The organism is Bacillus cereus group sp. BfR-BA-01453, assembly GCF_022662915.1.
Taxonomy (GTDB): domain Bacteria; phylum Bacillota; class Bacilli; order Bacillales; family Bacillaceae_G; genus Bacillus_A; species Bacillus_A paranthracis.
Genome location: NZ_JAKUEN010000003.1, coordinates 433,645 through 456,629 on the forward strand (window position 1 = coordinate 433,645; position 22,985 = coordinate 456,629).

The window sequence follows — 22,985 nt, forward strand, 5'->3', positions numbered from 1 at the left end:
CGAATGTTAGCGGTTTTTATTATAGACTGGATTATGTATTAAAAATTGGATTATTTCTTCTTTGTGTTTTAAGTCATGATGAATGAGTGATGAAAAATAATGATTCAGCCTTACTTTTTTAATACCAATTTGAAAGTCATTATAAAAATTATCGGTAGGAATCCGCTCAATTTCGTCTACTAATTGTTTACGGGTATAGCTAAACTGGTTGATAAGCTCTTCTCTTAAAATTCCAGATCTCGCATATTTTATTGCTCCCTTATTCATTTCCTCAACATCTATTGGAACATTTGGTACAGATCGTCCACTTATAAAGTATGGAATTCTATGCTTTATTAAAAACGTATCCCAAACGATAAAATGTGAAATCACATCTGCAATTCCCCACGAACCATTTTTAAATGATCGAAGCCACATATCATCACTTAATCCCTTCAATGTTTGACACCATTCTATTATATTTAATTTTTCTTCCAAAATATTCTCTTTCTTCATTATTCAATCCTTTCTCGCACTTATAATTCATTCATATTAATATCTTCTAGAAATTGTATAAAAAGCCTTCATACTTATGTGGATAAGCTACAATTCACTCATTCATTTCGTATATTATCTCAAAAAGGAGTGATTCCCCTATGCATTGGCAACAAAAAATACAATACTTAATCGGACGCCCTATCGGCATTTCCTTCATTAATGGCCAAGGAACTTCTGGTGTATTATGTTCAGCACATGATGGTCAATTATATGTGTATGAATACCTTTACCAAGCGCAATTCGCAATGAAGCATTATGATTTTAGACAAATTCAAGATATACATGCCTTCCCGAATTGCCCACATCAAAATACTCTATACTAAAAAAGGAACAGCTTATAGCCGTTCCTTCTTCACGCTTATTTTTCACTATAAAAGTTTTGCACTGCTTCATCAAAGTAAATCCAGCCTTTCCAGCCTAAATGAATTGTATCTTTTAAGAAATACTTATCATATTCATGGCCAGAGAAATCAACTACTGGGTATCCTGCTTTCTCAACTTGTTCTCGAACTTTTTTATAATACACTTCACGGCGTTCTTTCGGGAAGCCAGTATAATCATACCAAGGCCCGTTTACAGGTACAGAAATAAAGAGTGGTTTGACATTTTTCTCTTTAAATAAATCTAAAATAATTTGCAAATCACCATATTCTGGTGATTCATCATATGTTTCATTTGCTCTAAAGTTTTTTAAACCTTTTAGTTTTTTCTTCAGATTATTCTTATGATAATAGGGATTTTCAATTCCGAATGTATTTGTAGTAGACTCAGCCTTCCCTTCTTGTTCTGCATGTTTACGTGCATCTACCCAAGAAATTGAACGTAATCCCATATTTGTTTTTTCTTTCATCGGTTCAATCTTAAATAAGGAGTTAAATAAATCTCTATGATCTAAAATATTTCGATGCATATAAGCAAGTGGTTTAACCAATCCTGCTTTTATGTTATGTTTCGTATCATTATATACAATACCTTCTAATGAATTTTTTAATATATCATCTTCTTGAACAACTGTATAATCTAAAAGTCGTTTCGCAATTTGCTTCTTCATTTCAAAATTTATTTTATCGTTAAAAATAAAATGATATGCTTGTTGCTTCGAGAAGTTGTTCGTAAAATCCCCTTGTGATACCCCAGTCTTTGTAAACCATTGTGGTGATAAAACAAAGACTACTTTTTTACCTTCTAACTCATCCATTGTAGATGTCATATTTAATATATGAGCTAAACTTTGTGTACCGCCAATCCCAATTAAATATGGCGTAAAACCAGCGGGATTTACTTTGAAATAATTAGACGGATGATATGCATCCATTCGTAAAAATTCAGATGAACCGTACATCGGTAAATACTGCGAATTCTCTAACATTTTCTGTTGCAAGAATACACTTTGTAATTTTTCTTTTTGTAAGGAAGTTGCCGCATCTTCTACTTTCTTATCACTAATAAGTGATACTAAACTTTTCGATGGAATGAGTATGATAATGAAAAAAAGTACACACGCTAAAATTATCGGACCAAAAGCATGCTTCATTTTCATCGTCTCTTCCTCTTTCTCTCGCTATTAAATTGTAACCCTTGTCTTTGACACGCCATCATTTCTCTCCTTTTTCTCTATACATGTTCCATTCTATTTATCTATTATATACATGTATGTATTTCTTTCCTTGTTCTATTAAGTCCTATATTTAGCACAAGAAAATGTTTCCATAGAAACACGTTAATTATACAAGATTCTACATACATTTCACACTGGAATTTGAGTAATAATTTTATTTTTAAACAGTTAAAAAACATAAAAAATGTCTATAATTTATCCAATGATGTCTTGAGTTCAAAGTACGATAATAAACGGCCACTATGATCAACATCATGAGTATATGTGAAACCTAAATTTCGTAAAAGTTTTTTCGAATTCTCATTTTCTACTTTTACTCTAGCAATTATTCTTTTTTCATTCATCATCTCTTTTGCATATTGAATGGACGCCTTTGCTGCTTCTGACGCATAGCCATTTCCCCAATACTCTGGATCAAGTAGATACATAATCTCTATTTCATCAGTTTCATCCACTTTCCTTAAACCACAATGTCCTAAAAGCTTTCCTGTTTCACTATTAAATAACAACCATACACCAAAATTATACTGTTCCCAATGTAATATAAGATTCCTGATATAATCATTTGCTTCTTCTTTTGACATTCCTCGTGATTTAGCAAGCCATTTGCCAACAGCTTCTTGCTTTAATATGTTATAAAATTGATCAACATATTCTATACTTGGTTTCCTCATGAACAATCTTTTTGTACATGTTACTTCCTTTTCTTCAAACATAAACATCATTCCCATCCAAACGTTTTATACAGACCAGTAAATTATACCACGGACTATTTCTCTAACTTTAAATAAGAAAAACAGACTATCACACAGGTGAAGTCTGTTTCTCCATACTTTTATTTTTGTACATCTGCCCATTTTAAACTAGTTGCCGGGCCGAATTGATGTACATATAAATCTTTCACATATGGCTTTTGTAAGTATGATAACCCGCGCTGGAATACCGGTGCTATTACTGCATCATCTAGCAGCATTTTTTCCGCATCTTGCATTGCTTTCCAACGAGTTTTTTCATCATTACCTAATTCTGTTTTAATCTTCTTAATTAAAGCGTCATATTCCGGATTTGCATATTCTGTATTGTTCACACTGCTTCCAGAAAGGAATACTTCTAAGTAAGTCATTGGATCTGGATAATCCGGTAACCAGCGTGATAGTGACATTTCATATTCTTTCTTCTTCTCTAACGCTAGTTTTTGCGTATGCGGTTGTAATTTTACATTTACCTTTAAGCCTGGTAAGTTTTTCTCTAGCTCTTCTTTAATGTATTCTCCTACTTTTTTGAAGTTTTCTAAGTCATAGTTTAATAACTCAAGCGTCACTTCATTTGTACCTGTTTCTTGCTTCGCCTTTTCCCAATATTCTTTCGCCTGTTTTACATCCGTCTTATTAAACTCACCTGCCGTACTTCTAAAGTCTTTTTTATCAGGGCCTTTTAAGAACCCTTTAGGTACGTAATAGTTCGCTGCTACCGAACCATCATTTAAAAACGAAGTCGCAAGTCCTTTCTTATCAAACACTGTACTTAGCGCAAGACGTGCATTTTTATTTTTAAGAATCGGTACATTTTCATTGAATCGGAAGAAGTACATAACCGGATCTGTATATTGTTTAAGCTCTTTATTATTTTTATATTTATCTACGAATTCTGTTGAAATGACAGCTCTATCAACTTTATCTGTTTCATATAAATTTACCGCAGTTGAAATTTCTTTTACAATTTGATAGTTTATTTCATCTAGCTTCACTTCTTTTTTATCCCAATACTTATCGTTTTTCTTCATTGTAAAACTCGCTTCATGCTTCCAATCAGATAATGTAAATGGCCCATTATATACCGTTTTATTTGCTTCTAATCCATATTTATCGCCTTGCTCTTTCGCATATTTCTCGTTAATTGGATAGAAGGACGGTAAAATAAGTAGTTTCGTAAAATACGGTACAGGATGTTCCAACTCTACAACGAACGTTTTATCATCCTTCGCTTTTACTCCTAATTCCTCTAATCCTAGTTGTTTCTTATTTATTTTCTCCGCATTTTTCACATCGTACGCAATGTATGCATATTGAGAAGCAGTATCCGGATTAATAAGCTGCTTCCAAGCATATACGTAATCTTGCGCTGTTATTGGATCTCCGTTAGACCACTTCGCATCACGCAAGTGGAATGTATATGTTTTCCCATCTTTACTCACTTCATATTTTTGTGCTCCAGCCTCAATCACTTCATCATTTTTCGATAAACGGAATAATCCTTCCATTACGTTATTTAAAACGTTAAATGATACTGCATCTGTTACTTTCCCTGAATGTAAAGACGGGATTTCACCCGTTTCTAGTAACTGTAATACTTTCTTCTCATCTTTCGGCTTTGTCGTTGTTTTTTCTTTTGCGCAGCCAACTAAAATCGAAGAAACGAATAGAGTACTAACTAATGAGTAGCGAACAAATTTTTTCATTTGAAAACCCCCTCTATTTTTTAAGGTAAGTAACGACGAGCACCAGCGTATTCTTCTATATATCCAGGTGTATTTAACGGGATAATCTCTACTGATCTTTCAGCTCTTGGTGAGTGAATCATATTTCCGTCACCAATATACATTCCCACATGATGGACACTACCTTTCCCTTGATCATATGCAAAGAAGATTAAATCTCCTTTTTGTAAATTTTCTTTATCCACTGCAACTCCATTTCTCGATTGCGGACCAGAATCTCGTGGAATTGTAATACCGTGCGATTTATAAATCGTATGTGTAAATCCAGAGCAATCAAATCCGAAACCACTTGTACCAGCCCAAATGTACGGTAATCCTAAAAACATTTTCCCTGTGTTTATTAAATCATCGGCCGTCGGGGTTGGAATATCATTTTGAGAACGGTAAACCGTTCCATCATTTTTTCGTAGCCAAGCTTTCTGCCCATTTGGTAGCAACACGCGGTATGAAATCGTATCTTCACTAAGTAGCGGCAGTCGCGTATTATAGCTCACTTCAAGCGATTTATGTTTTTCAGAAGGATTTATATATAAAATGGCTGTCGGTTTTGTTACTAATACGAAAGGTTCATTTGTTTTATCTGCAAATTCTTGATTATATGTTAACTGTTTTTCAGGCATCCATCCTGGGTAGCCTTCTTCATTTCGAGGTGTTGGCTGGCCATGAACTAACACTTTCACCCAATCCCCTTTTTTATCTACAACTGTTACTTCTTGGCCTAATAACGCTTGCGTTTCTAATTTATTTGCACTTGTTAACCAAAGTTTCTCATCAAGCGTCATCGATTTCGTCCACTTCCACAAATCAACTGGATTTGTAGCACTTGGTGCATCAATTGGCCGTAATGAATCAGGCGTGGTCCAAAGTGTTGCAGCAGATACATCGATAAAAGCCTTACTATCTTTCTTTTCTTCAGCATTTGCTGATGTAAACGATGAAAATATAAATAAAGTTGTTAAAAATGCAGTTCCTACTTTTTTCATACATATCCCCCTTAAAAGATAATTTACTAGTCTCTTCTCCTAAGATTTACTATTCACTGTCGATTGAAGGTTTACCTTTGATCCAGAATAAGTCATTCCTTCCGGTTCTTCCATTAACCAAAGCGGTGCATCAAGATCGAAGTAATGAATATTAGGATGTGCAGCAGCTAAATGTGCAACAGCGCTAACAGAAAGAGAAGATTCCATCATGCTTCCTACCATACATTTCACACCAGCTGCTTCTGCAATATCGGCAATACGCCACGCTTCGCGAATGCCACCACATTTCATTAATTTAATATTGATTAAGTCTGCATATCTTCCTTGCACAATTTTTAATGCATCACTCGCTGAAAATATGCTTTCATCTGCCATAATAGGCGTTTGTACATGATCTTTGACGTACTTTAATCCATCCCAATCTTTCGCATGAACAGGTTGTTCAATAAATTCAATATTTAAATTGCGATTTTCCATCTCTTTAATGATAGAAACTGCCTCTTTTGGATTCCACCCTTGATTTGCATCTAATCGTAACGTCGTATTTTTTGGTACGCTATTTCGAATCGCTTCAATACGTTCTAAGTCTAAGTGTGCAGATTTCCCCACTTTAATTTTTAAAGTTTGAAATCCTTTTTCTACATGTTGCTTTGCCTCTTTCGCCATAATGAACGGTTCATCTACACTTACAGTAATATCTGTGTGAATTTCTTTTTTTCCACCTAATAATGCGTAAAGTGGAACGTTATGATACTGACAATACACATCATATAAAGCGATATCTACCGCCGCTTTTGCACTTGGATTTCCAATACAACTCATTTGAATGTGCTGTAGTAACTGCTGAAACTGAATAATATCTTGACCAATTAAACTTGAACGCATCGGCCCTAAAATTGCTTCTTCAATCCCACTAGCGAAATCCCCCGTAATAACTGGTGTTGCAGCTGCAGCTCCCTTACCGACAATTCCTTCATCTGTATGAATATATACATCTATACTTTCTATTTCGGTTACGGTACGAAGCGCGGTTTTAAACGGTGTATGAAGATTTACACGTCTACGATTTACTTTTACATCGGTAATTTTCATTTTGTTCATCCTTTCTTTATCTAGCAAAATAGAGCCTTAATTCTTAACTTTTTTGGATCAAAAGATCTCCGGTTGTGCTTACTTTCCATGTAGAAGGTACATGTGAAATAAAAAAATCCAGCCATAAGAAGATTCTTACGGCTGGATTTTGTCTATGAATGTGTAGACAAAGCAGCGATTTGATTATATTTTTTCTGTGCATCTTTTAATGCTACAAGTAGTGCTTTTTGAGACGAACCGAAATAACGATCTTTTATTTCCATTACTAATTCTGGGTCATTAATATTTTTATGTAGAAATAAATATTTAACGAATTGAGATGTTAATGCAATTGTCGCTGAGCAATCTGCATCTACAATTTCCCCAGTCTCCTTAACAAGTACAAACGCTACAAAATAGCTTTTAAACTTTTCGGTAATGGGATTATTTTGAGGTGCTTTCGCATCCCCTACGACATAAATTGTATTTGAAGCGTACACAGCTCTCTTCCTTTCTAATACGGGATAACGGTTTTCTTAATAGTCGTATGAGTGATAAACTCAACATGGATTAAAAAATGTATCCGCTTACCTTGTATTATAATACAATTGACAGAATTTTAACAACATTTATTTTCGTATATATTCCATAAGTACAAAAACAGCTCGAGCTCTTCATTTTTACAATATGTAATTGTTTCTTGTACCATGACATTCATACATGAAAAAACAGCTAGCTATTGCTAACTGTTCTATTACACTACTTCGGCAACACAAATATAGTTTCATTTGATTTAGAAAATTGATATTCTTTTCTCGCAAACTTTAAAATTTCTTCTTCATCGTCTGTTAAATTTTCTATGTTAGTCTTTAAAGAAGCCTTATCTTTCTTTAAAGAAACCAATTGTTTTTTTTGGTTCGTTATTGTATCTTTTTTTTCTACGATTATTTCTTGTTGTTTCGTTAAAATAAATTGAACGTACAAAGTAGCCGCCGCAATAAAGATAAACATGAATATAAATCGCCTTAGTTTTTTCTTATTAATTGCTCGATTCTCATTGGACTGTGATAGTTGTTCTTGTATATTAGGAACATTTATCCGCTTGAGTTTCCTCATTATGAAATCCCCCTAACACATATATTTTCACTACCATCGGCATGATCTCTTACTAACTTTAATTCTATTCTTATAAAATAAACTCCTTCATAAAAATATCTCACAAATTAACCAATTAAAGATAGCATTCGACGACATTTCCATATTTACATTGAATTTTTTTATGTATGCTGACATAAAATAGTAGTTTCTGTTATTCTTTTTCTACTATTGTAGAAGAGTTTTTTTACATACGAAATTTCTCCTTGTAATAACATGCTTGCAAGGAGAAAAAAGATAAATTGTCGTATATTCGCTAAAACTGAAATTATTGTTTCTGAACTAAAGTTTTAAGCATAGATTATCTGTTACGAAACTTTGCTACATATAAAAAGCCCAAGTTGGGCTTTTTTATTTTACAAATCAATATCATATTCCATGCTTTTTGCCGTATCCTCAGCAATCTCCACACCTAACAAATTTTTCACAATATGAAATGACATGTTAATACCAGCTGAAATACCTGCAGATGTAATAATGTGACCTTCATCTACAAATTTCACATTCTCCATTATTTCTACATTCGGAAAATCCTTTTTGAAAGTTTGAATACTAGCCCAATGCGTTGTTGCTTTTAAGCCTTCCAGTAGACCGGCTTTCGCAAGTAATAATGCACCCGTACAAACTGAAGTCATTAGTTTTACTTCTTTCATTTGCTGACGAACCCAATTTATTATAATATCATTTTTCACTTCGTTTTCCCGAACACCTTTACCACCTGGAATGATTAGAATATCAACTGGTGGTAAATCCTCAATACTATAATCCGGCTTTACCTTTAATCCGTTTCTTGCTGTAATCATTTCTCCATTTTGGCTAACTGTATAAACAGTAAATGGTTTTTCTTCCTCCACTTCGGTTACAGAAAAAACTTCAAATGGTCCTGCAAAATCTAACACTTCTACATCATTAAATAAAAATATGCCTACGCTCCATTTATTTATCATACGTTCACTTCCTGTTTTAAATGATGTAAAAGGTGATCATACCCTTTTTCTAACGCAATATCATAAGCTGTTTTTCCATCATTTTTCTTAATCGCTTTTTTAGCTCCATTTTCAAGAAGTAACATAACTATTTCTTCACTTCCTAATAATGCTGCTTCATGTAACCCTGTCCAACCACCACTTTGTATAGCTTTTACATCTGATCCTTTTTCAATTAAGAAAGCAACAAGCTCACTTTGTTTATTCGCGATTGCCGCTTGCAAAGGTGTATTTTCATTTTCGTTTTTTGCTCTAATATGTATATCTGCACCACTTTCTAAAAGAAAACTTGCTATCTCTTTTTGTCCAAAATAAGCCGATAAATGAACTAGAGTCCAACCATCGTCACTAAATTCGTTAATAGCACTTGGATTCGTCTTTATAAACTCCACCACTTCTTCCTTATTACCACTTATAATAGCTTGTACTATTGATTGTAAAATCGCCATAATAATCTCCCATCTCTCAAAATATTTAAGTATACTCTTCTATATGTTCTATTGATTATTATATTTTCCTGTCAACACAGTAGTTTACATAATAATATTATCTATTTTTCGTTTTAAAATAGTGAGAACTATGATTTAATTTCAATATATCAAATAATATTATTCCAATAAAAAACAATCCATTTTTAAAATGGATTGTTTTTTTATTTCTTTTTTGTGCGGTTTATTTTATTTTTCTATTTCCAATAATGATTTCATTCCCATTAATAAAAATGAAATGCGAATATTTAAATGCGAATTGCAGTACGTTTTTTCATTTGAAAGCTATTTTTTCACTTACCCTTACATTTGAAAAACATGAATGTAAACCCTCTAAAATCAGCAGTCTTATCATACCAATCTATAACAATTCTGTCTTCTTCCCTTACCTGTTTCCTTTAACACATACGATTTTAATACGAGCGACGTTAATGAATCCGTTAATGTTTTATATGATAAATTAGATAATGCTAATAGATCGTTCGTATATAGCATTCTATGCTTCTCCAATAATAATAGTACTAATCGTTCAGACGGTTTTAATGCTTCGTCACTTTCTAGTATAAAGTCTATATTTTTCATTTCTCTAATTATTACTCCTTATATAAAAAAATACTTACGCAACTAATTTAATATAAAAATAATACACAACAAAACTTGAGGTATATTAAAATAACATCGTTCCAAAACACTATTATACTATAACATAGAAAAAGCATTCCCCGAAATAGGAAATGCTTTTTTAAGTTACTTATTGGTTTCTTCTCAATTAATATGTTCTACCTTAAATATTTCTTGCAATATGCGGCTTACTATAATGACTTGTTCCACCACCGCCTACTACTACTTTACCGCCTTTTTCAAAAATTAATAATTTACTTGAACCATCTGCAAGAAGTACTATTACTTCGGCATTGTTACTTGTTGCTACATAAATTACATAGCCACTTTTTGATATACATGTTTCCCAATTTGCATCAAATTCTGATCTTACTACACGATTGGAATACACTTGATTTTCAACTCTATCTTGTGCTTCGTTTTCCAAAATTTATCCCCCCTACTTCTCTAAAATATCATTTACAAAAAATAACGGTTCTTTTTAAAATAGTAACTCCCTTTAATATAAGTAGTATATGTATTTAGTAGAAGGATGCTTGGACAACTGGAACGTAATACCATGTAAGTGATATACAATTGAAATAAGGCAATCGATACTGTATCGATTGCCTTATTTTCATAAATAATTCTTTATTTTTCGTTTCGCACCGCTTCAAAAGTAAACATTTGATTTGCATTTGACGGTTCTTTTTCATAAACATAGTCAGCGGAGCACGTAATGTTAGAGAAACCTATACTTTCTAGCAGAAGTTTAAACTCTTCTATTCCATACCAGCGCACCGCAAAGCGTTGCAATTCCGTTTGTACTAACTGCCCTTTACTCCATTTTTCATATTTTAAATAGGATAGAGTAACTTGGTTCAGCCAATCTATTTCAATTGATTTATTTTCTAATGTAATTCCGTCTCCGCTCGGCAAAGAAAAAGTCGATGTATGAATCTCTCCTGTTTTCCAGTCATGCGGAAGCATAATATCTACGATTAATCGCCCGCCTGGATTAAGATGTTCATGAAAACATTTCAATGCGTTTATCGAATCCGTACGATTTTCAATTAAACAAAAAGATCCAGTTGGAATGATAATTGCCTCATATTTATGTGGCAGTGAAAATTGTTGTAAGCTTCCTTCATATAAGTGAGGATGTAAGTTTCTCTCTTTACATCGCACGCGGCACGATTCTAGCATTTCAGGTGAATAGTCTATCCCATCTACTTTAAATCCAGCCTCTAGAAGTGGGATAATGACACGCCCTGACCCAACCGCTGCTTCGAGAATTCTTCCGGTGCAATTTTTTAAACGTTCTTTGTAATACTCAATATCACCATTTAAAGAATAACCGACAGGCTTAGTGAAATCATAAAGTTCCGTGCAAAGTGTACTATAAAAACTAAACATTTATTTTCTCCTCCGTTTTTACGTACGGAAGATTTTCTTTCAATTAATCTTCCTGTACCTTTATTTTTAATAAAAATTCGAAAGAGCTGACTGTCATAATATATCACTCGCTTTCCATATAATATAATCATATTATATTCTCATCAAAATGAAAATTCAGTCTTTTTTGAAAAGGAGGATGTGATGAATTCATTAATTATATTTCTTTTACTTCTTTTTGCTTTAAATGCACTAACTTTCTTTATAGCAAAGAAGTATAAACGAATATGGAAAATAGCTAGTGGCATTTTCATACTTTCTTCTCCCGTTGTTTTCTTTGCCACTTTGCACGTTATTGGTGAAAAAGTAGAGGAGATGGATTCGCTGGAGGTTTTGCTGGGCTTATCTTTAGTGGCCTATTGATCATAAATGTCATTTTTTTATTTATTGTAAGCTTTTTTGTATCTACCAATAAACATTCACATTACACTCCCCCTTTTCAAAATGTAAAGAGCTTACTAGGCGGTAAGCTCTTTATCCATCACTATTTATTTCACAATTGGCAATGTCACTTCACTTAATTTTACTGTAAGCTTCGTGCCCGCTTTCGGTCTAATTGTATAATCATAGTCACTAGCCATTAAAACGACCCCTATTTGATGCCCAGCTTTAAATACATAATCATCTGGCTGCATATCCCATGTAAATGTATAATCTTTGCCCGGTTGAATCGCCGTTGAATTTTCTATACTCTTTACGTTTTGTGGATCCATCCAGCCTCTCGTTACGATTTCCGGCTTCGCTCCTCCATAGTCAACAAGTAATGCTGTTAAATTTGATACAGATCGATCAATATTTCCTGTAATTGAAATCTTTGGTGTACCACTTATACGTGTATCTTTTTGCAGTACAGGCATTGTATACACTAATCGATTGGCTACTTCTAATTCTGGGTTTGCTACTAATTGGTTTGATTTCATTTTTGCATCATCTACGAATGAGAAAACTTTATTTGCAGATCCCATACTTAATGGTAAATTAACTGCTTTGTTACTTAAATACATACGAACTTTTGACGGCACAGCTGATGGATCCGGCCAATTTTTTAATTTCTCCCACGTTTTATTTTCACGTTGTACATCCACCATTGGTTCATTCATAATTCCATTTTCAATTCCATACAACCAATAATCGAGCCATTTATTTTGTGTTCTTTGCCAGTCATTCGTTGATGTGCCACCATGTCCACCTTGATGTAACCACATTTTACGAGGAACATTATTTTCTCCAAGTGCATCCCACCATTGCGCGAACTGCTTCGTCTTTACATTCCAATCATTTAAACCATGAACAACAAATACACTCGCTTTTACGTTTTTGGCATCTTTTACATAATTACGTTTATCCCAAAAATCATTATAATTACCAGTTTTTCTGTCCTGTCCGGCTGTTAGCTCTTTTATTACTTGTCCGCAAACTTCAGGGTTTTCCCTTGTTAGTACTGCTTCTGCCATATTATCTGTATCTTCTCCTTGGTATCCACCTGGCGCAATGACTGCACCGTTTGCGCGATAATAATCATACCAACTACTAATCGCTGCGATTGGAATAATTGTTTTTAACCCTTCAACACCAGTCGTTGCAACAGCATTCGGTAACGTACCATTATAAGAAACTCCTGTCATACCTACATTACCTGTTGACCAATCCGCCTTAACTTCCTCACCATTTTCTGTATATGCTTTCGCACGTCCATTCACCCAATCAATGACAGATTTCGTCCCTAATATTTCTTGTTCATCTCCAGTAGTCGGACATCCATCTGATTTTCCAGTTCCAATACTTTCGCCTAAAATGACTGCATAGCCTCTTGGCACATAATAATTTCCATACGAACCAAGATTAACAGCTCCATACGGTTTCCCTTCATACGCATACAATTCTTCATCTACATTATATACAGGAACATCTTTTAAACCAGCTCGATATGGACTCATTTCATATATAACAGGAACTTTCACATTTGGATCAGTTTTTGGACGCATAACTTTTACCGATACACGATCCTTTTTTCCATCTCGATCACTATCTACTTCTGTTTCTACAAATAAATTTTCAATAATCGCTTCATCAAGCGAATAAATCGGTTTTGTCATCCCATTTTCTAATTCAATTTTCGTGTTTGATTGTAACGCCTCTGAAACTTTTCCATTTAACTTCACGTCATTCTCATTTATGTAGTTTGTTTCTTTATTGTCTGCATACGCAGTCGTGCTAGAAACTCCTGATGTAATTGATAAAGATAATATTGCTGATAATGTTGCTATTTTCTTTTTCCCCATACCCTTCCCTCCCCATATATTTCTCTTTTTACTATACAGTAAAATTGCAGAAAATTCAGTTTATACTTTATACAACAACTTGAGAAATTTGTAGAACACTCTTCCAATATTATATATTCTGACTTACTACTATAAAAAACATCGTCTAATAATAGACGACGCTTCTAATAGTATTGAATTACTCATTCATCAAATTTATATAAAATCGTATTTCTCCCTCTATAGTAAATACGCCATAGTCAAAACCATGTCTTTCTAAAATACTTTTCACGATCGCTAAGCCTAGTCCTGTACCTGAATGATCTTTACTACGAGAAGATTCTAAGACGTAAAAAGGTTCCCAAATTTTATCGATATCTTTCATATGTTCAGCATTCATACCATTTTGAATTTGAAAATATACACTCTCATTTCGATCTTCTAATGTAATTTTTATATTTTGATTTGATGTATATTTTATCGCATTAGAAATTAAATTTTGGAACACCATTCTCATTTTATTTACATCTGCATAAACAATTGCATCGCCAACATTATAGTTCACTTGCAAATTAATTTCTTTCGACTCCAGTTCAATCTTATGCTTATGTAATATACTTTGGACTAGTGATTTAATAGAGAATTCTTCTTTTTGTAACACATCTCTTTCTAGTTTAGAAAATCGTAATAACTCTTCAATTAAGTTTGATATGTGATCCGATTGTTTAATGATTGTATCTATGTATGTACCATCATCTAGACCATCTTTTATTCCCATAGAATATGCTTTCACTAACGCGATTGGAGTTTTTAATTCATGGGTCACATCACCCATAAATCGTTTTAAATGTTCATTACGATCTGTTAAATCTTGATGCGCTTCCTGTAGTTTTTCACTCATGATATTAATACTAGTAGCTAAGTCTCCTATTTCATCATTCGTTTTCACTTTTGTCTTTTTAAACTGTAAACGTGAAATATCTTCTGCGACATCACTTAATTCTTTCAGCGGTGTCGTAATTGTTTTTGACAATATCCATACAAGTACGATAATGAGAAAAATCGTAATACCTAAAATGAATAAATAAAATGAGTTTAACGTTTTTATTATTTCATTTGAATGTGCGATAGAAACTCCTACTAAAATCAACATATCATCTTTCGCCATGTATTTCACAAAAAAACTAGATTTGATTTTCTCTTGATCATATATTTTATTCGAATGTCCGAATTTCTTTACTTTCATTATTTCTTCTTTTGTAATCCAAATTTTATTAAGGGCAACTCTCTTTTTTGTAAGTTGCATACGTAACTCATCATTAATATGATCTTCTGAGTCTTTTATGGATGTATACGCAATCGTAACATTCCCCTCATTTTCAATGCTCGTAATTGCTTCATCCAATTGTTCTCTCGGTATGGACTGAATTTGCGCTGTAATACCTTCTAAGCTTTCTCGTGTTTTGTAAATATTATATTTCGGTAAAAGATAGTTAATTAATAATAAAGAAATCGTAAATATAAGAATAACGGTTAAAGATATACTAAGAAATAGCTTTTTTCCAAGTTTATTCACTCTGTTCCTCCAAACTATATCCTAGCCCGCGGTGCGTCTTTATAATATTTTCTCCAACTTTTTTTCGTAATCTCCTTACATGTGTATCAACAGTTCGCTCTTCTCCAAAATAGTCAAATCCCCATACGATATCTAACAATTTTTTACGAGTTAAAATCATCCCTTTATGATTTAAAAAACATTTTATTAATTGTAGTTCTGTTTTTGTAATATCTAATTCTTTGTCATTTTTATAAACTTTATTTTTCGTAAAATCAATTTTCAAATCTTGAACTTGAATGACATCATCATGCTGTATTAACTTTTTCGCTCGAGTAATGAGTACACCTGGATGAAATGGTTTTTTTACGTACTCATCTGCCCCGCTTTGAAGAGCTGCTAATTCATCTTCGCTTTCACTTTTCGCCGTGAGCATTAATACTTTTACGCTTGAGTTTTTCTTTATTTCCTGACAAACAGTAATACCGCTATGTTTCGGCATCATCCAATCTAAAATAGCTAAATCAATTTTTTCATCATAAAATATTTGAAGTGCTTCTTCTCCATCTTTCGCTAAGAAAACTTCGAAGCCTTCTTTCTCAAAATAAGCTTTTAAAATCCTTAACATATCTTGTTCATCATCTGCGATTAATACTTTCATACATTATCCTCCATTGCTTTTAAACAAAAATCAATTGTATCATACAACTTCTTTGTTACATGTATGTGACAAAAAAATATTTGAACCATTTAAGGGTATAGTAAAAACGAGGTGTTGTACTATGATGAAAAAAATCGGAGTCATTACTCTTCTGTTCTTCTTATTATCAACAAATGTGTTCGCAAATAGTAATCAACAAATTGAAGTGTTTGATTGTCAAAAAGAAATGGTCATTCAAAAGCAATCTTTAGATCCAGCTATTCAAAAAGACGCTATTCAATATGCTAAATCGATTACTGGCCCGTTCAAAAACTTAAACGTCGTTCCAAAAGATGGTCACATGATAAAAATCCCTTTATCTAAACCAGTTTCTATTACAAATCAATGGCTACATTCAACAATTGATGAAGTACTTATTCTTCTCCCGCTTAACCAAAAACCTTATATTATGCTTTACGATGATGAAAATAATCCACATTTTTATTATGTAAAAGGTGATCCGAAGGGATTATTGAAAGAAATGAATGTGAAACATAATTGATTAGAAAAAAAGAGACTTCATAAGCTTATTTTTGAAGATGAGGTCTCCTTTTTTACTAATATAACACTTTATAATGACTAGATCCTTTAAATAATTTCCCTTTCACAAATCCATTTGCAATATAAAACGCATCACCTTGTTTCGTATCTGTATGTAGAACAACCACTTTAAAATACTTTTCCGCATGAGATAATAGCTGCTTTAATAACAACTTCCCTAGTCCTATACAACGATGGTCCTTCGCAATATAAAATCTCCTTAATCGGCCAATCTTATTATTTTCTGAGTATGGGTCTTCATTTAACCCTCCTATTCCAATTAACTTTCCCTCTTGAAAAATGCCATATAAACATTCGCCTGTTTTATTAAATGTATTTGTTTTATTTTTATATTCACTTTTTAGCTTTATTAAGAAATTAAATCCTTCTTCTTTGCTTTCTTGAACAAGATAATTATGTTCGTATATCATTAAATCTTCTATTTGTTGAATATGTATATCTTTCAAGTGATTTCCTCCTTGATTTAAAAATACATAAAAATGCTCAAGAATTATTTATTCTGAGCATTTTTATGGTTGTTATTTTATTCAATTTGTGTCATGCGTATTTTGCACTTCAGATGTAAATCGATAATATAATTGTTTAATTGCTATACGTTTAAAACTATTTGTACTCAAATATTATATTAGTTTATTCTCAAACAGACCCAAGATAAATTATACTTCGTTAATTGATATGTTTGTGTAACCACTGTTGAAATATCTTTAACTGTTCTGCAGTATGAAAGTAATGTTCACCTGTCTCCACGACCTCTAATTCACAGCGATGTTTTTTTGTAAAATCGTTAATAATTTTAAATTCGCACAGTTCATCCTTGGCTCCATACATAATATATGTATCTATATTCCATGTATTAATAGGATGTTCTTTTACATAGCATAAATAATCCCAATATAACTTTTGACCAATCGGTGTCTCTATAGTCATTTCTTTTTGCAAAAGCTCCGGTGTTACATTAAACCATTTCATCATATTTTCGATAATTCGTTCCATATTAACTACTGGTGATAAAAATAACGCCTTTTCTATCACATCATTTTGATAAGCTAAAAGGCTAAAATACGCACCTATACTACATGCAAACACACTTATTTCTTTCCAATGTTCTTCTGCGTAATTCATAATTATAGATAATTCCCTAACACAAAACTGTACTTTGCAAGGAGTATCATCATTTTTTCTTTCTCCATGCTCAGGTAAATCAAAGCTTAATACTTGATAACCTTTTTGATTAGCTCCTTCAGCTAATATTTGAATAACTGCATCTTCTTTATTTGACATATTTCCATGTACTGCAATAAAAACTTTTTCACTTTTATCTCCCCACAAAACCGTGGGAATATTACTAATGTTAAAATTATCTTTAAGCATATTTCCTCCGTGGAATAAGATATATAGGAATTGGCCAAAAACTGCACACACTTTATAATCTCTGCACAGTAGACAATATTCCCTTCAGCTCCAGTAAATCATCTATTACTATATCCGCCTGAGCAAGTTCATCTTCTTGTGCAAAATCAAAATTACATCCAATCGCAATCAAGCCATTATCTTTAGCTGCGTTTATATCAGATAAACGATCCCCGACTACAGCTGCTTCTTTTATATCATATTTGTTCAAAATACTTTTTACTAAGTCGCTTTTATTAAGTGAGTTTATTTGTTCAATACTAAACGTTTCAGTAACCCATTGGTCTAAATCATAATAAGATACAATTGCTCGTAAATATTCAGTTAAACCATTACTTGCAATATATATTGAGCAATTATTTTCTTTTATATATGTAAAAATCTCTTTTACATTCGAATATAAAGCACCTTTTCCGCTCTTAATGTTTTCAATTAATCTTTCTAAAAAATATGCATCTGTTTGTTCTCTTATTTCAAGAGAATGATCCGGTAATAAAGCTTCCCAAACTTTCGGTAACGGCACGCCCATAATTTCACGGTACTTATCAATAGGTGTTACCGTATCCCATAATTGTAATGCACGTAAATGATTAAAAGTATCATCTAACGATAATTCTAAAATTTTATCTGTTTGAAATAACGTTCCGTCCATATCAAAAATTAATGCTTGTAACATTTCATTCTCTCCTTTTGAATTATAATACAGTTTTACTTGATATATTTTTAAGCATCTCAACGATAATTTCTGAACAATAGTTTGCGGCCGTTTTCGCGAAGTCATCATAAGAAATTTGTGCTTCATCGTCTGCACTGTCAGAAATACATCGTATTACGAGAAACGGTACTTCATTTATGTAAGCAACATGTCCTATTGCTGCACCTTCCATCTCTGTACAAAGCGGCGCATATTCATCTATTAATTTCGCTTTTAATTTTGAATCTTCAACAAAACATTCACCACTTACAATTCTTCCTTCATGAACCTCCATATGTAAACAACTACTATTGCATGCAATACGTGCTAACTCTACTAATTCCTTACTTGCGACAAATTCTTCTTGGAACGGGAATAAGTTTTTCATTTGAGTTTTACTTACATCATGATGGGTAACATTCGTTGAAATAACGATATCACCAACTTTTACATCTGGGTGTAACCCGCCAGCAACACCGGTATTGATGATAGCATCTACATCAAATTTATGAATTAACGTTTGCGTACATGCGGCTGCATTTACTTTCCCTACACCAGAACGTGTAATAATTACTTCTGTTCCCATGAATTCGCCAATGTAAAAGGGCATTCCCGCAATCGTCTGTTCCTCTTGTATAGCTAGTTTTTCTAAAAGTAAGTCTATTTCAATTTGCATTGCCCCGATAATGCCAATTCTGTTCATGTATGTTTTCCCCTTTATTAATTAATCCCTTTAATTCTTTCAGACAAAACCGAAAATATAAATCTTGGGAGTACAAGTTGTCTCTTTAACCGTTTCGGCTGTGAAAGTAACCTATACAGCCATTCAGTTCCAGTATCCCGCATAATTTTAGGTGCTCTTTTTACAGTACCAGATAATATATCGATCATACCTCCAATACCAATAGATAGTGGAACGTTTAATGTTTGCATGTTTTCATAGATGAATTCTTCTTGTTTGGGTGAACCTAGTCCTACTAGTAGTAAGTGCGGCTTAAATTGCTTAATTTTTATTTTTACTTCTTCTATTTCTTCATTATTTACAAATCCATGCTGTCCTTTAAACTGTGCTCCTGGGAACTGCTCATTTAATTTTACTAATGCCTTTTTATTACTTTCTGGCGCAGCTCCAAAAAGAAAGACACGATATTCATTGTCATTACAATACTTTATTAACTCATGAGTAATATCTGCCCCAGTAACACGTTCTTTCAGCGTTCCTTTTAATATTTTCGAGCCTATTATGACACCAATCCCATCCGCTGTTATTAAATCTGCAGAAAGTAACATCTTTTTAAACTGTTTTGATTTAGCCGTGCTTTCCTTTGCAGACATAACAATTTCAGGATTTGCAGTTACTACAAATCTTGGTTTTTCTTGTTTTTCATGTAGCCAACCTTTTAATAAACTTATAGCTTTTGCATATTCTAAAGTTGAAAAAGGTATTCCCTTTATAAGTTGGTGATCCACTATACTCTCCCCTTATATAAGCCTCAAATATTCATCAATATCTATAGAAATTTGTCTAAAAGCCTTACCCCAAAATTCATAGCTCGTTATATCTATTTCAAAATGCTTTTTCATAAGTTCTTCCACTGGAGCTTTTCCTGTTTCTCGTAAAAACTCTTTATATTTCAAGTGAAAAGTACTTTTCCTTTCTTTAGCTATTTCTAATAAACTAAAACTAACTAAATACCCAAATATGTATGGATAATTATAAAAAGGAACATCTGCTAAATAAAACTGAACATATTTCATCCAAACAAACGGCTGATATTCTGATAATGAATTTCCATATGCTTTTTCTTGCGCTACTATAGATAATTTTTCGATTTCATCAGCACTTAAAGGACTTTCTTTACATTTCTCGTAAAAGTTCTTCTCAAATTCGTACGATGCTCGAATTGCCATTACATAATTAAAACAGTTTCTTATTTTCCAGCTAAGCAATAACTTTTTCATATCTATACTATCTGTTGTTTGAATTAGATAATTTATAAGCACCGTTTCAAAGAAAATAGATGCTGATTCAGCTGTACTCATTGGCAAATAATCATCTAAAAAAGAAGAGGATTGTTCAAAACTCATATTATAAAAATGCCAAGCATGTCCTAGTTCGTGGGCAAGTACTCTTACACTATCGATACTTCCGTCATAACGCATAGAGATTCGAGATTCTTTTTCACTGAAAAAAGGAGCACAAAATCCGCCAGGTGGTTTATTCTCTCTCGGTTCTGCATCTACCCAACCACTTTCTATCGCATTACGTGCAAATTCTGCTAATTCTTCATCTATATTTTTTAATGCATCGTATATGCTTTGTACTGCTACTGAAAAAGAAATACTTACCTCATTATTTTCCTTTACTGTCATAAGTTCATACCATGTTATCGAAGTTTTTCCTTTTTTATACACGTTTAAAGCACTTACTAATTTATCTATGTTTTCTTCTGTCGCATTCCATATTTGTAATAATACAGTTTCTGAAATACCATTCGCATGAAGGGACCTTGCTAAAATCTCTATATCTTCTAATGCATTGCCCTTTGTATTACGCAATCTCCCTATTTGATTTAATACAGTAGCAAAAATTTCTTTTTCCTTATATAAGGCATTTGTTAATAACTCGAATACTTCTAGTCTTTCCTTTTTATTATGACTATTCATTGCAATATGATTTGCTTGTCCAAATGATAATTGCTTATTATTGTGCTCTATTTCTATCCTATTCCTTAATTGTATGTACATATTTTCCCACGCATGAAGTTCATCTTTTATTAGCCTAGTATTATCGGTAATTTCCACTTCACTTGGTTGCTGCACTTCACTTTTTAATTCCTTTACTTTCACAGTCAATCTAGTAATATCCGATGCAACGCTTTCTTCAACTGATCGACAATACAAATAATATTCTGCTTTTTCAATAGCTTGTATAAGTTTTGAAAGAATCTCTATATCTTTTGTTACAAAATATTGTTCTTTCAACTCCAATATTGGTACTAGAATATCCCCATTTGAATACAATCGATCTAAATCCCACCTAGCAATTTCATGCATTTTTATAGCCGCCTCCTATTTTTACAAATAGTTACAGATATCTCCCGTAAAACAATTATATATGAGATAGCTAAATTTTAACATCTTGAAATATTTAGATTTTTATAACCAAAAGACTTCAACACACAAAAAAGATGATTCTGTTGGAAAAAGAATCATCTTTTTAACATCTTATATTTAGTAACTGCTTTTTCTTCGCATTAAATTCATCTTCTGTAATAACGCCCATACCTAATAATTCCTTAAATTATTTCAGCTCATCTGCTACAGAAACAGTAGCATTATCTTGAAGAAAAAAAGATTGATCAAAAGATCAATCCTTTACTCTACTTCATTTAAGAAAAATAACGTTATAACGCCAGGTCCTGTATGTGCTCCGATTGCTGCACCAATTGTATTTACGATAAATACTTCACAGCCAAATCTTTCTGTAATTAATGCTTTTAATGCTTCAGCTGTTTCTAAGTCATCGCCATGAGTCATACCAATTGTTTGACCTTTAAGCTCTTTTCCGCGTTCTTCCATAATATCTACAATACGGCTCAATACTTTCTTTTTCCCTCGTACTTTTTCAAGTGGTACAAGTTTTCCTTCTTCCACGTTTAAGATCGGTTTAATGTTTAGTAAACCACCGATAAATCCTGCGACTTTACTTAAACGTCCACCTCTCACTAAGTACTGTAAGTCAGCTACAGTGAAGATATGTTCCATATGGTTCATTAGAAAATCAACACGTTTTAAAATATCTTCTTTTGATGCGCCGTCTTTTGCCATTTTAGCAGCTTCTAAAACGACAAGTCCTTGACCAAGCGAAGCACATTTCGTATCAATAATTTCTAAGTCTAAGTTAGCATATGTTTCTTTTACTTCCTCTTTAATGAGAACTGATGATTGATATGTACCAGACAGTTCAGATGAAAAAGCTAAATATATACAAGGATTACCTTCTTTTGCATAAGAAACAAATTTCTCTTGGAAAGTTTCAAGGGAAGGCAATGACGTTCTATAAACAGCGCCTTCTCTCATGTTTTGCAATAACGTAACTGACTCTAATGTAACTCCATCTAAATACTCTGTTTCTGCTTCATCATAAACACGGAGTGGAATTAAATCAATATCATATGCTTGCAGCAATTCTACCGGTAAATCCGCCGCACTATCCGTAATGATTTTAACACCCATTTTTAAACCTCTATTCTGTTATAAATATAAAAATATAAAATAAAAATAGTACTTTTAAATTATATACGTAAAACTTAAATGAAGAAAGGAAAAGACTTTATATTGTATGCACTATTCTTCAAAACTTGAACTGTTATTAAAAATCATCTAAATTTAACCGCTTTACATTCTGTAT

General features: G+C 32.7%; 23 protein-coding genes and 3 pseudogenes. 3 read left to right on the plus strand and 23 right to left on the minus strand.

The features are described from left to right. Positions 1-6 precede the first annotated feature (6 nt). Entirely contained in the window at positions 7-495 is a 489-nt protein-coding gene (locus MR070_RS09685; RefSeq protein ID WP_000711952.1) for a DinB family protein, read from the minus strand. 140 nt (positions 496-635) lie between these two features. Here MR070_RS09685 and MR070_RS09690 point away from each other — a divergent pair, with 140 nt between their 5' ends. Continuing rightward, a complete protein-coding gene (locus tag MR070_RS09690) occupies positions 636-860 on the plus strand; it encodes a hypothetical protein (RefSeq protein ID WP_000558704.1) in 225 nt (74 codons plus the stop codon). Positions 861-895: 35 nt separating this feature from the next. On the opposite strand, the gene dltD is transcribed toward MR070_RS09690, so the two are convergent. The 12 genes from dltD to MR070_RS09750 all read right to left on the minus strand — a co-directional run bounded on the left by dltD (position 896) and on the right by MR070_RS09750 (position 11,351). Further along, positions 896-2,077, minus strand: coding sequence for a D-alanyl-lipoteichoic acid biosynthesis protein DltD (gene dltD / locus MR070_RS09695; protein WP_139895341.1), 1,182 nt, complete (start codon positions 2,075-2,077; stop codon positions 896-898). Between the two features lie 266 nt (positions 2,078-2,343). Beyond that, the gene (locus tag MR070_RS09700) at positions 2,344-2,871 is read right to left on the minus strand and encodes a GNAT family N-acetyltransferase (RefSeq protein ID WP_242261145.1); all 528 of its coding nucleotides are present in this window, start codon (positions 2,869-2,871) and stop codon (positions 2,344-2,346) included. Between the two features lie 119 nt (positions 2,872-2,990). Next, positions 2,991-4,613: a peptide ABC transporter substrate-binding protein gene (locus MR070_RS09705; protein ID WP_242261146.1), complete on the minus strand. Its 1,623-nt coding sequence runs from the start codon at positions 4,611-4,613 to the stop codon at positions 2,991-2,993. A gap of 20 nt (positions 4,614-4,633) precedes the next feature. Then, complete coding sequence (locus MR070_RS09710; protein WP_000755453.1) at positions 4,634-5,635, minus strand: C40 family peptidase; 1,002 nt, start codon at positions 5,633-5,635, stop codon at positions 4,634-4,636. Positions 5,636-5,674: 39 nt separating this feature from the next. After that, positions 5,675-6,736 (minus strand): dipeptide epimerase, encoded by a 1,062-nt coding sequence (locus MR070_RS09715; RefSeq protein ID WP_052587760.1) that lies wholly within the window; start codon positions 6,734-6,736, stop codon positions 5,675-5,677. A gap of 143 nt (positions 6,737-6,879) precedes the next feature. After that, positions 6,880-7,206 (minus strand): DUF3870 domain-containing protein, encoded by a 327-nt coding sequence (locus tag MR070_RS09720; RefSeq protein ID WP_000271328.1) that lies wholly within the window; start codon positions 7,204-7,206, stop codon positions 6,880-6,882. A 259-nt stretch (positions 7,207-7,465) separates the two neighbouring features. Further along, positions 7,466-7,822 carry an FtsB family cell division protein gene (locus tag MR070_RS09725; RefSeq protein WP_001228722.1) on the minus strand — a complete coding sequence of 119 codons (357 nt, stop codon included), beginning with the start codon at positions 7,820-7,822 and terminating at the stop codon, positions 7,466-7,468. Positions 7,823-8,217: 395 nt separating this feature from the next. Beyond that, entirely contained in the window at positions 8,218-8,808 is a 591-nt protein-coding gene (locus MR070_RS09730; RefSeq protein WP_242261147.1) for a DJ-1/PfpI family protein, read from the minus strand. Continuing rightward, positions 8,805-9,296: an ankyrin repeat domain-containing protein gene (locus MR070_RS09735; RefSeq protein ID WP_000996345.1), complete on the minus strand. Its 492-nt coding sequence runs from the start codon at positions 9,294-9,296 to the stop codon at positions 8,805-8,807. The genes MR070_RS09730 and MR070_RS09735 overlap by 4 nt, the downstream gene beginning before the upstream one ends. Before the next feature lie 390 nt (positions 9,297-9,686). Continuing rightward, positions 9,687-9,917, minus strand: coding sequence for a hypothetical protein (locus MR070_RS09740; protein WP_000789033.1), 231 nt, complete (start codon positions 9,915-9,917; stop codon positions 9,687-9,689). Between the two features lie 202 nt (positions 9,918-10,119). After that, positions 10,120-10,383: a hypothetical protein gene (locus MR070_RS09745; protein WP_000426643.1), complete on the minus strand. Its 264-nt coding sequence runs from the start codon at positions 10,381-10,383 to the stop codon at positions 10,120-10,122. Positions 10,384-10,586: 203 nt separating this feature from the next. Further along, positions 10,587-11,351, minus strand: coding sequence for a class I SAM-dependent methyltransferase (locus MR070_RS09750; RefSeq protein ID WP_242261148.1), 765 nt, complete (start codon positions 11,349-11,351; stop codon positions 10,587-10,589). A 183-nt stretch (positions 11,352-11,534) separates the two neighbouring features. Between MR070_RS09750 and MR070_RS09755 the strand changes: the two are divergent. Continuing rightward, positions 11,535-11,812 (plus strand): annotated as a pseudogene (locus MR070_RS09755) (hypothetical protein); the annotation flags it as partial. Positions 11,813-11,878: 66 nt separating this feature from the next. Here the strand turns inward: MR070_RS09755 and MR070_RS09760 are convergent. The 3 genes from MR070_RS09760 to MR070_RS09770 all read right to left on the minus strand — a co-directional run bounded on the left by MR070_RS09760 (position 11,879) and on the right by MR070_RS09770 (position 15,867). Continuing rightward, positions 11,879-13,672 carry a Xaa-Pro dipeptidyl-peptidase gene (locus MR070_RS09760; protein ID WP_242261149.1) on the minus strand — a complete coding sequence of 598 codons (1,794 nt, stop codon included), beginning with the start codon at positions 13,670-13,672 and terminating at the stop codon, positions 11,879-11,881. Between the two features lie 178 nt (positions 13,673-13,850). After that, positions 13,851-15,227 carry a sensor histidine kinase gene (locus MR070_RS09765; RefSeq protein WP_242261150.1) on the minus strand — a complete coding sequence of 459 codons (1,377 nt, stop codon included), beginning with the start codon at positions 15,225-15,227 and terminating at the stop codon, positions 13,851-13,853. Then, on the minus strand, positions 15,220-15,867 hold the full coding sequence (locus tag MR070_RS09770) for a response regulator transcription factor (RefSeq protein WP_000865973.1): 648 nt from the start codon (positions 15,865-15,867) through the stop codon (positions 15,220-15,222). The genes MR070_RS09765 and MR070_RS09770 overlap by 8 nt, the downstream gene beginning before the upstream one ends. A gap of 121 nt (positions 15,868-15,988) precedes the next feature. Between MR070_RS09770 and MR070_RS09775 the strand changes: the two genes are divergently transcribed. Further along, entirely contained in the window at positions 15,989-16,408 is a 420-nt protein-coding gene (locus MR070_RS09775) for a hypothetical protein (RefSeq protein WP_138321870.1), read from the plus strand. A 55-nt stretch (positions 16,409-16,463) separates the two neighbouring features. On the opposite strand, the gene MR070_RS09780 is transcribed toward MR070_RS09775, so the two are convergent. The 7 genes and pseudogenes from MR070_RS09780 to MR070_RS09815 all read right to left on the minus strand — a co-directional run bounded on the left by MR070_RS09780 (position 16,464) and on the right by MR070_RS09815 (position 22,810). Continuing rightward, on the minus strand, positions 16,464-16,913 hold the full coding sequence (locus MR070_RS09780; RefSeq protein WP_138321868.1) for a GNAT family N-acetyltransferase: 450 nt from the start codon (positions 16,911-16,913) through the stop codon (positions 16,464-16,466). A 220-nt stretch (positions 16,914-17,133) separates the two neighbouring features. Next, on the minus strand, positions 17,134-17,838 hold the full coding sequence (locus MR070_RS09785) for an alpha/beta hydrolase (protein ID WP_000910333.1): 705 nt from the start codon (positions 17,836-17,838) through the stop codon (positions 17,134-17,136). A 52-nt stretch (positions 17,839-17,890) separates the two neighbouring features. Further along, a pseudogene (locus MR070_RS27110) lies at positions 17,891-19,274 on the minus strand (5'-methylthioadenosine/adenosylhomocysteine nucleosidase). A gap of 17 nt (positions 19,275-19,291) precedes the next feature. Next, a complete protein-coding gene (locus tag MR070_RS09800; RefSeq protein ID WP_242261153.1) occupies positions 19,292-20,041 on the minus strand; it encodes a WecB/TagA/CpsF family glycosyltransferase in 750 nt (249 codons plus the stop codon). Positions 20,042-20,053: 12 nt separating this feature from the next. Continuing rightward, the gene (locus tag MR070_RS09805; protein WP_138321858.1) at positions 20,054-21,628 is read right to left on the minus strand and encodes a M3 family metallopeptidase; all 1,575 of its coding nucleotides are present in this window, start codon (positions 21,626-21,628) and stop codon (positions 20,054-20,056) included. A gap of 163 nt (positions 21,629-21,791) precedes the next feature. Beyond that, positions 21,792-21,911 (minus strand): annotated as a pseudogene (locus MR070_RS09810) (SHOCT domain-containing protein); the annotation flags it as partial. A 38-nt stretch (positions 21,912-21,949) separates the two neighbouring features. Further along, entirely contained in the window at positions 21,950-22,810 is an 861-nt protein-coding gene (locus tag MR070_RS09815; RefSeq protein ID WP_000538288.1) for a DegV family protein, read from the minus strand. Positions 22,811-22,985: the final 175 nt, after the last annotated feature.

Bases quoted from the DNA above. Each gene is read 5' to 3' on its own strand.
- MR070_RS09685 (WP_000711952.1), bottom strand. From the start codon at position 495: ATGAAGAAAGAGAATATTTTGGAAGAAAAATTAAATATAATAGAATGG.
- MR070_RS09690 (WP_000558704.1), top strand. From the start codon at position 636: ATGCATTGGCAACAAAAAATACAATACTTAATCGGACGCCCTATCGGC.
- dltD (WP_139895341.1), bottom strand. From the start codon at position 2,077: ATGAAAATGAAGCATGCTTTTGGTCCGATAATTTTAGCGTGTGTACTT.
- MR070_RS09700 (WP_242261145.1), bottom strand. From the start codon at position 2,871: ATGTTTGAAGAAAAGGAAGTAACATGTACAAAAAGATTGTTCATGAGG.
- MR070_RS09705 (WP_242261146.1), bottom strand. From the start codon at position 4,613: ATGAAAAAATTTGTTCGCTACTCATTAGTTAGTACTCTATTCGTTTCT.
- MR070_RS09710 (WP_000755453.1), bottom strand. From the start codon at position 5,635: ATGAAAAAAGTAGGAACTGCATTTTTAACAACTTTATTTATATTTTCA.
- MR070_RS09715 (WP_052587760.1), bottom strand. From the start codon at position 6,736: ATGAACAAAATGAAAATTACCGATGTAAAAGTAAATCGTAGACGTGTA.
- MR070_RS09725 (WP_001228722.1), bottom strand. From the start codon at position 7,822: ATGAGGAAACTCAAGCGGATAAATGTTCCTAATATACAAGAACAACTA.
- MR070_RS09730 (WP_242261147.1), bottom strand. From the start codon at position 8,808: ATGATAAATAAATGGAGCGTAGGCATATTTTTATTTAATGATGTAGAA.
- MR070_RS09735 (WP_000996345.1), bottom strand. From the start codon at position 9,296: ATGGCGATTTTACAATCAATAGTACAAGCTATTATAAGTGGTAATAAG.
- MR070_RS09740 (WP_000789033.1), bottom strand. From the start codon at position 9,917: ATGAAAAATATAGACTTTATACTAGAAAGTGACGAAGCATTAAAACCG.
- MR070_RS09750 (WP_242261148.1), bottom strand. From the start codon at position 11,351: ATGTTTAGTTTTTATAGTACACTTTGCACGGAACTTTATGATTTCACT.
- MR070_RS09760 (WP_242261149.1), bottom strand. From the start codon at position 13,672: ATGGGGAAAAAGAAAATAGCAACATTATCAGCAATATTATCTTTATCA.
- MR070_RS09770 (WP_000865973.1), bottom strand. From the start codon at position 15,867: ATGAAAGTATTAATCGCAGATGATGAACAAGATATGTTAAGGATTTTA.
- MR070_RS09775 (WP_138321870.1), top strand. From the start codon at position 15,989: ATGATGAAAAAAATCGGAGTCATTACTCTTCTGTTCTTCTTATTATCA.
- MR070_RS09785 (WP_000910333.1), bottom strand. From the start codon at position 17,838: ATGCTTAAAGATAATTTTAACATTAGTAATATTCCCACGGTTTTGTGG.
- MR070_RS09805 (WP_138321858.1), bottom strand. From the start codon at position 21,628: ATGCATGAAATTGCTAGGTGGGATTTAGATCGATTGTATTCAAATGGG.
- MR070_RS09815 (WP_000538288.1), bottom strand. From the start codon at position 22,810: ATGGGTGTTAAAATCATTACGGATAGTGCGGCGGATTTACCGGTAGAA.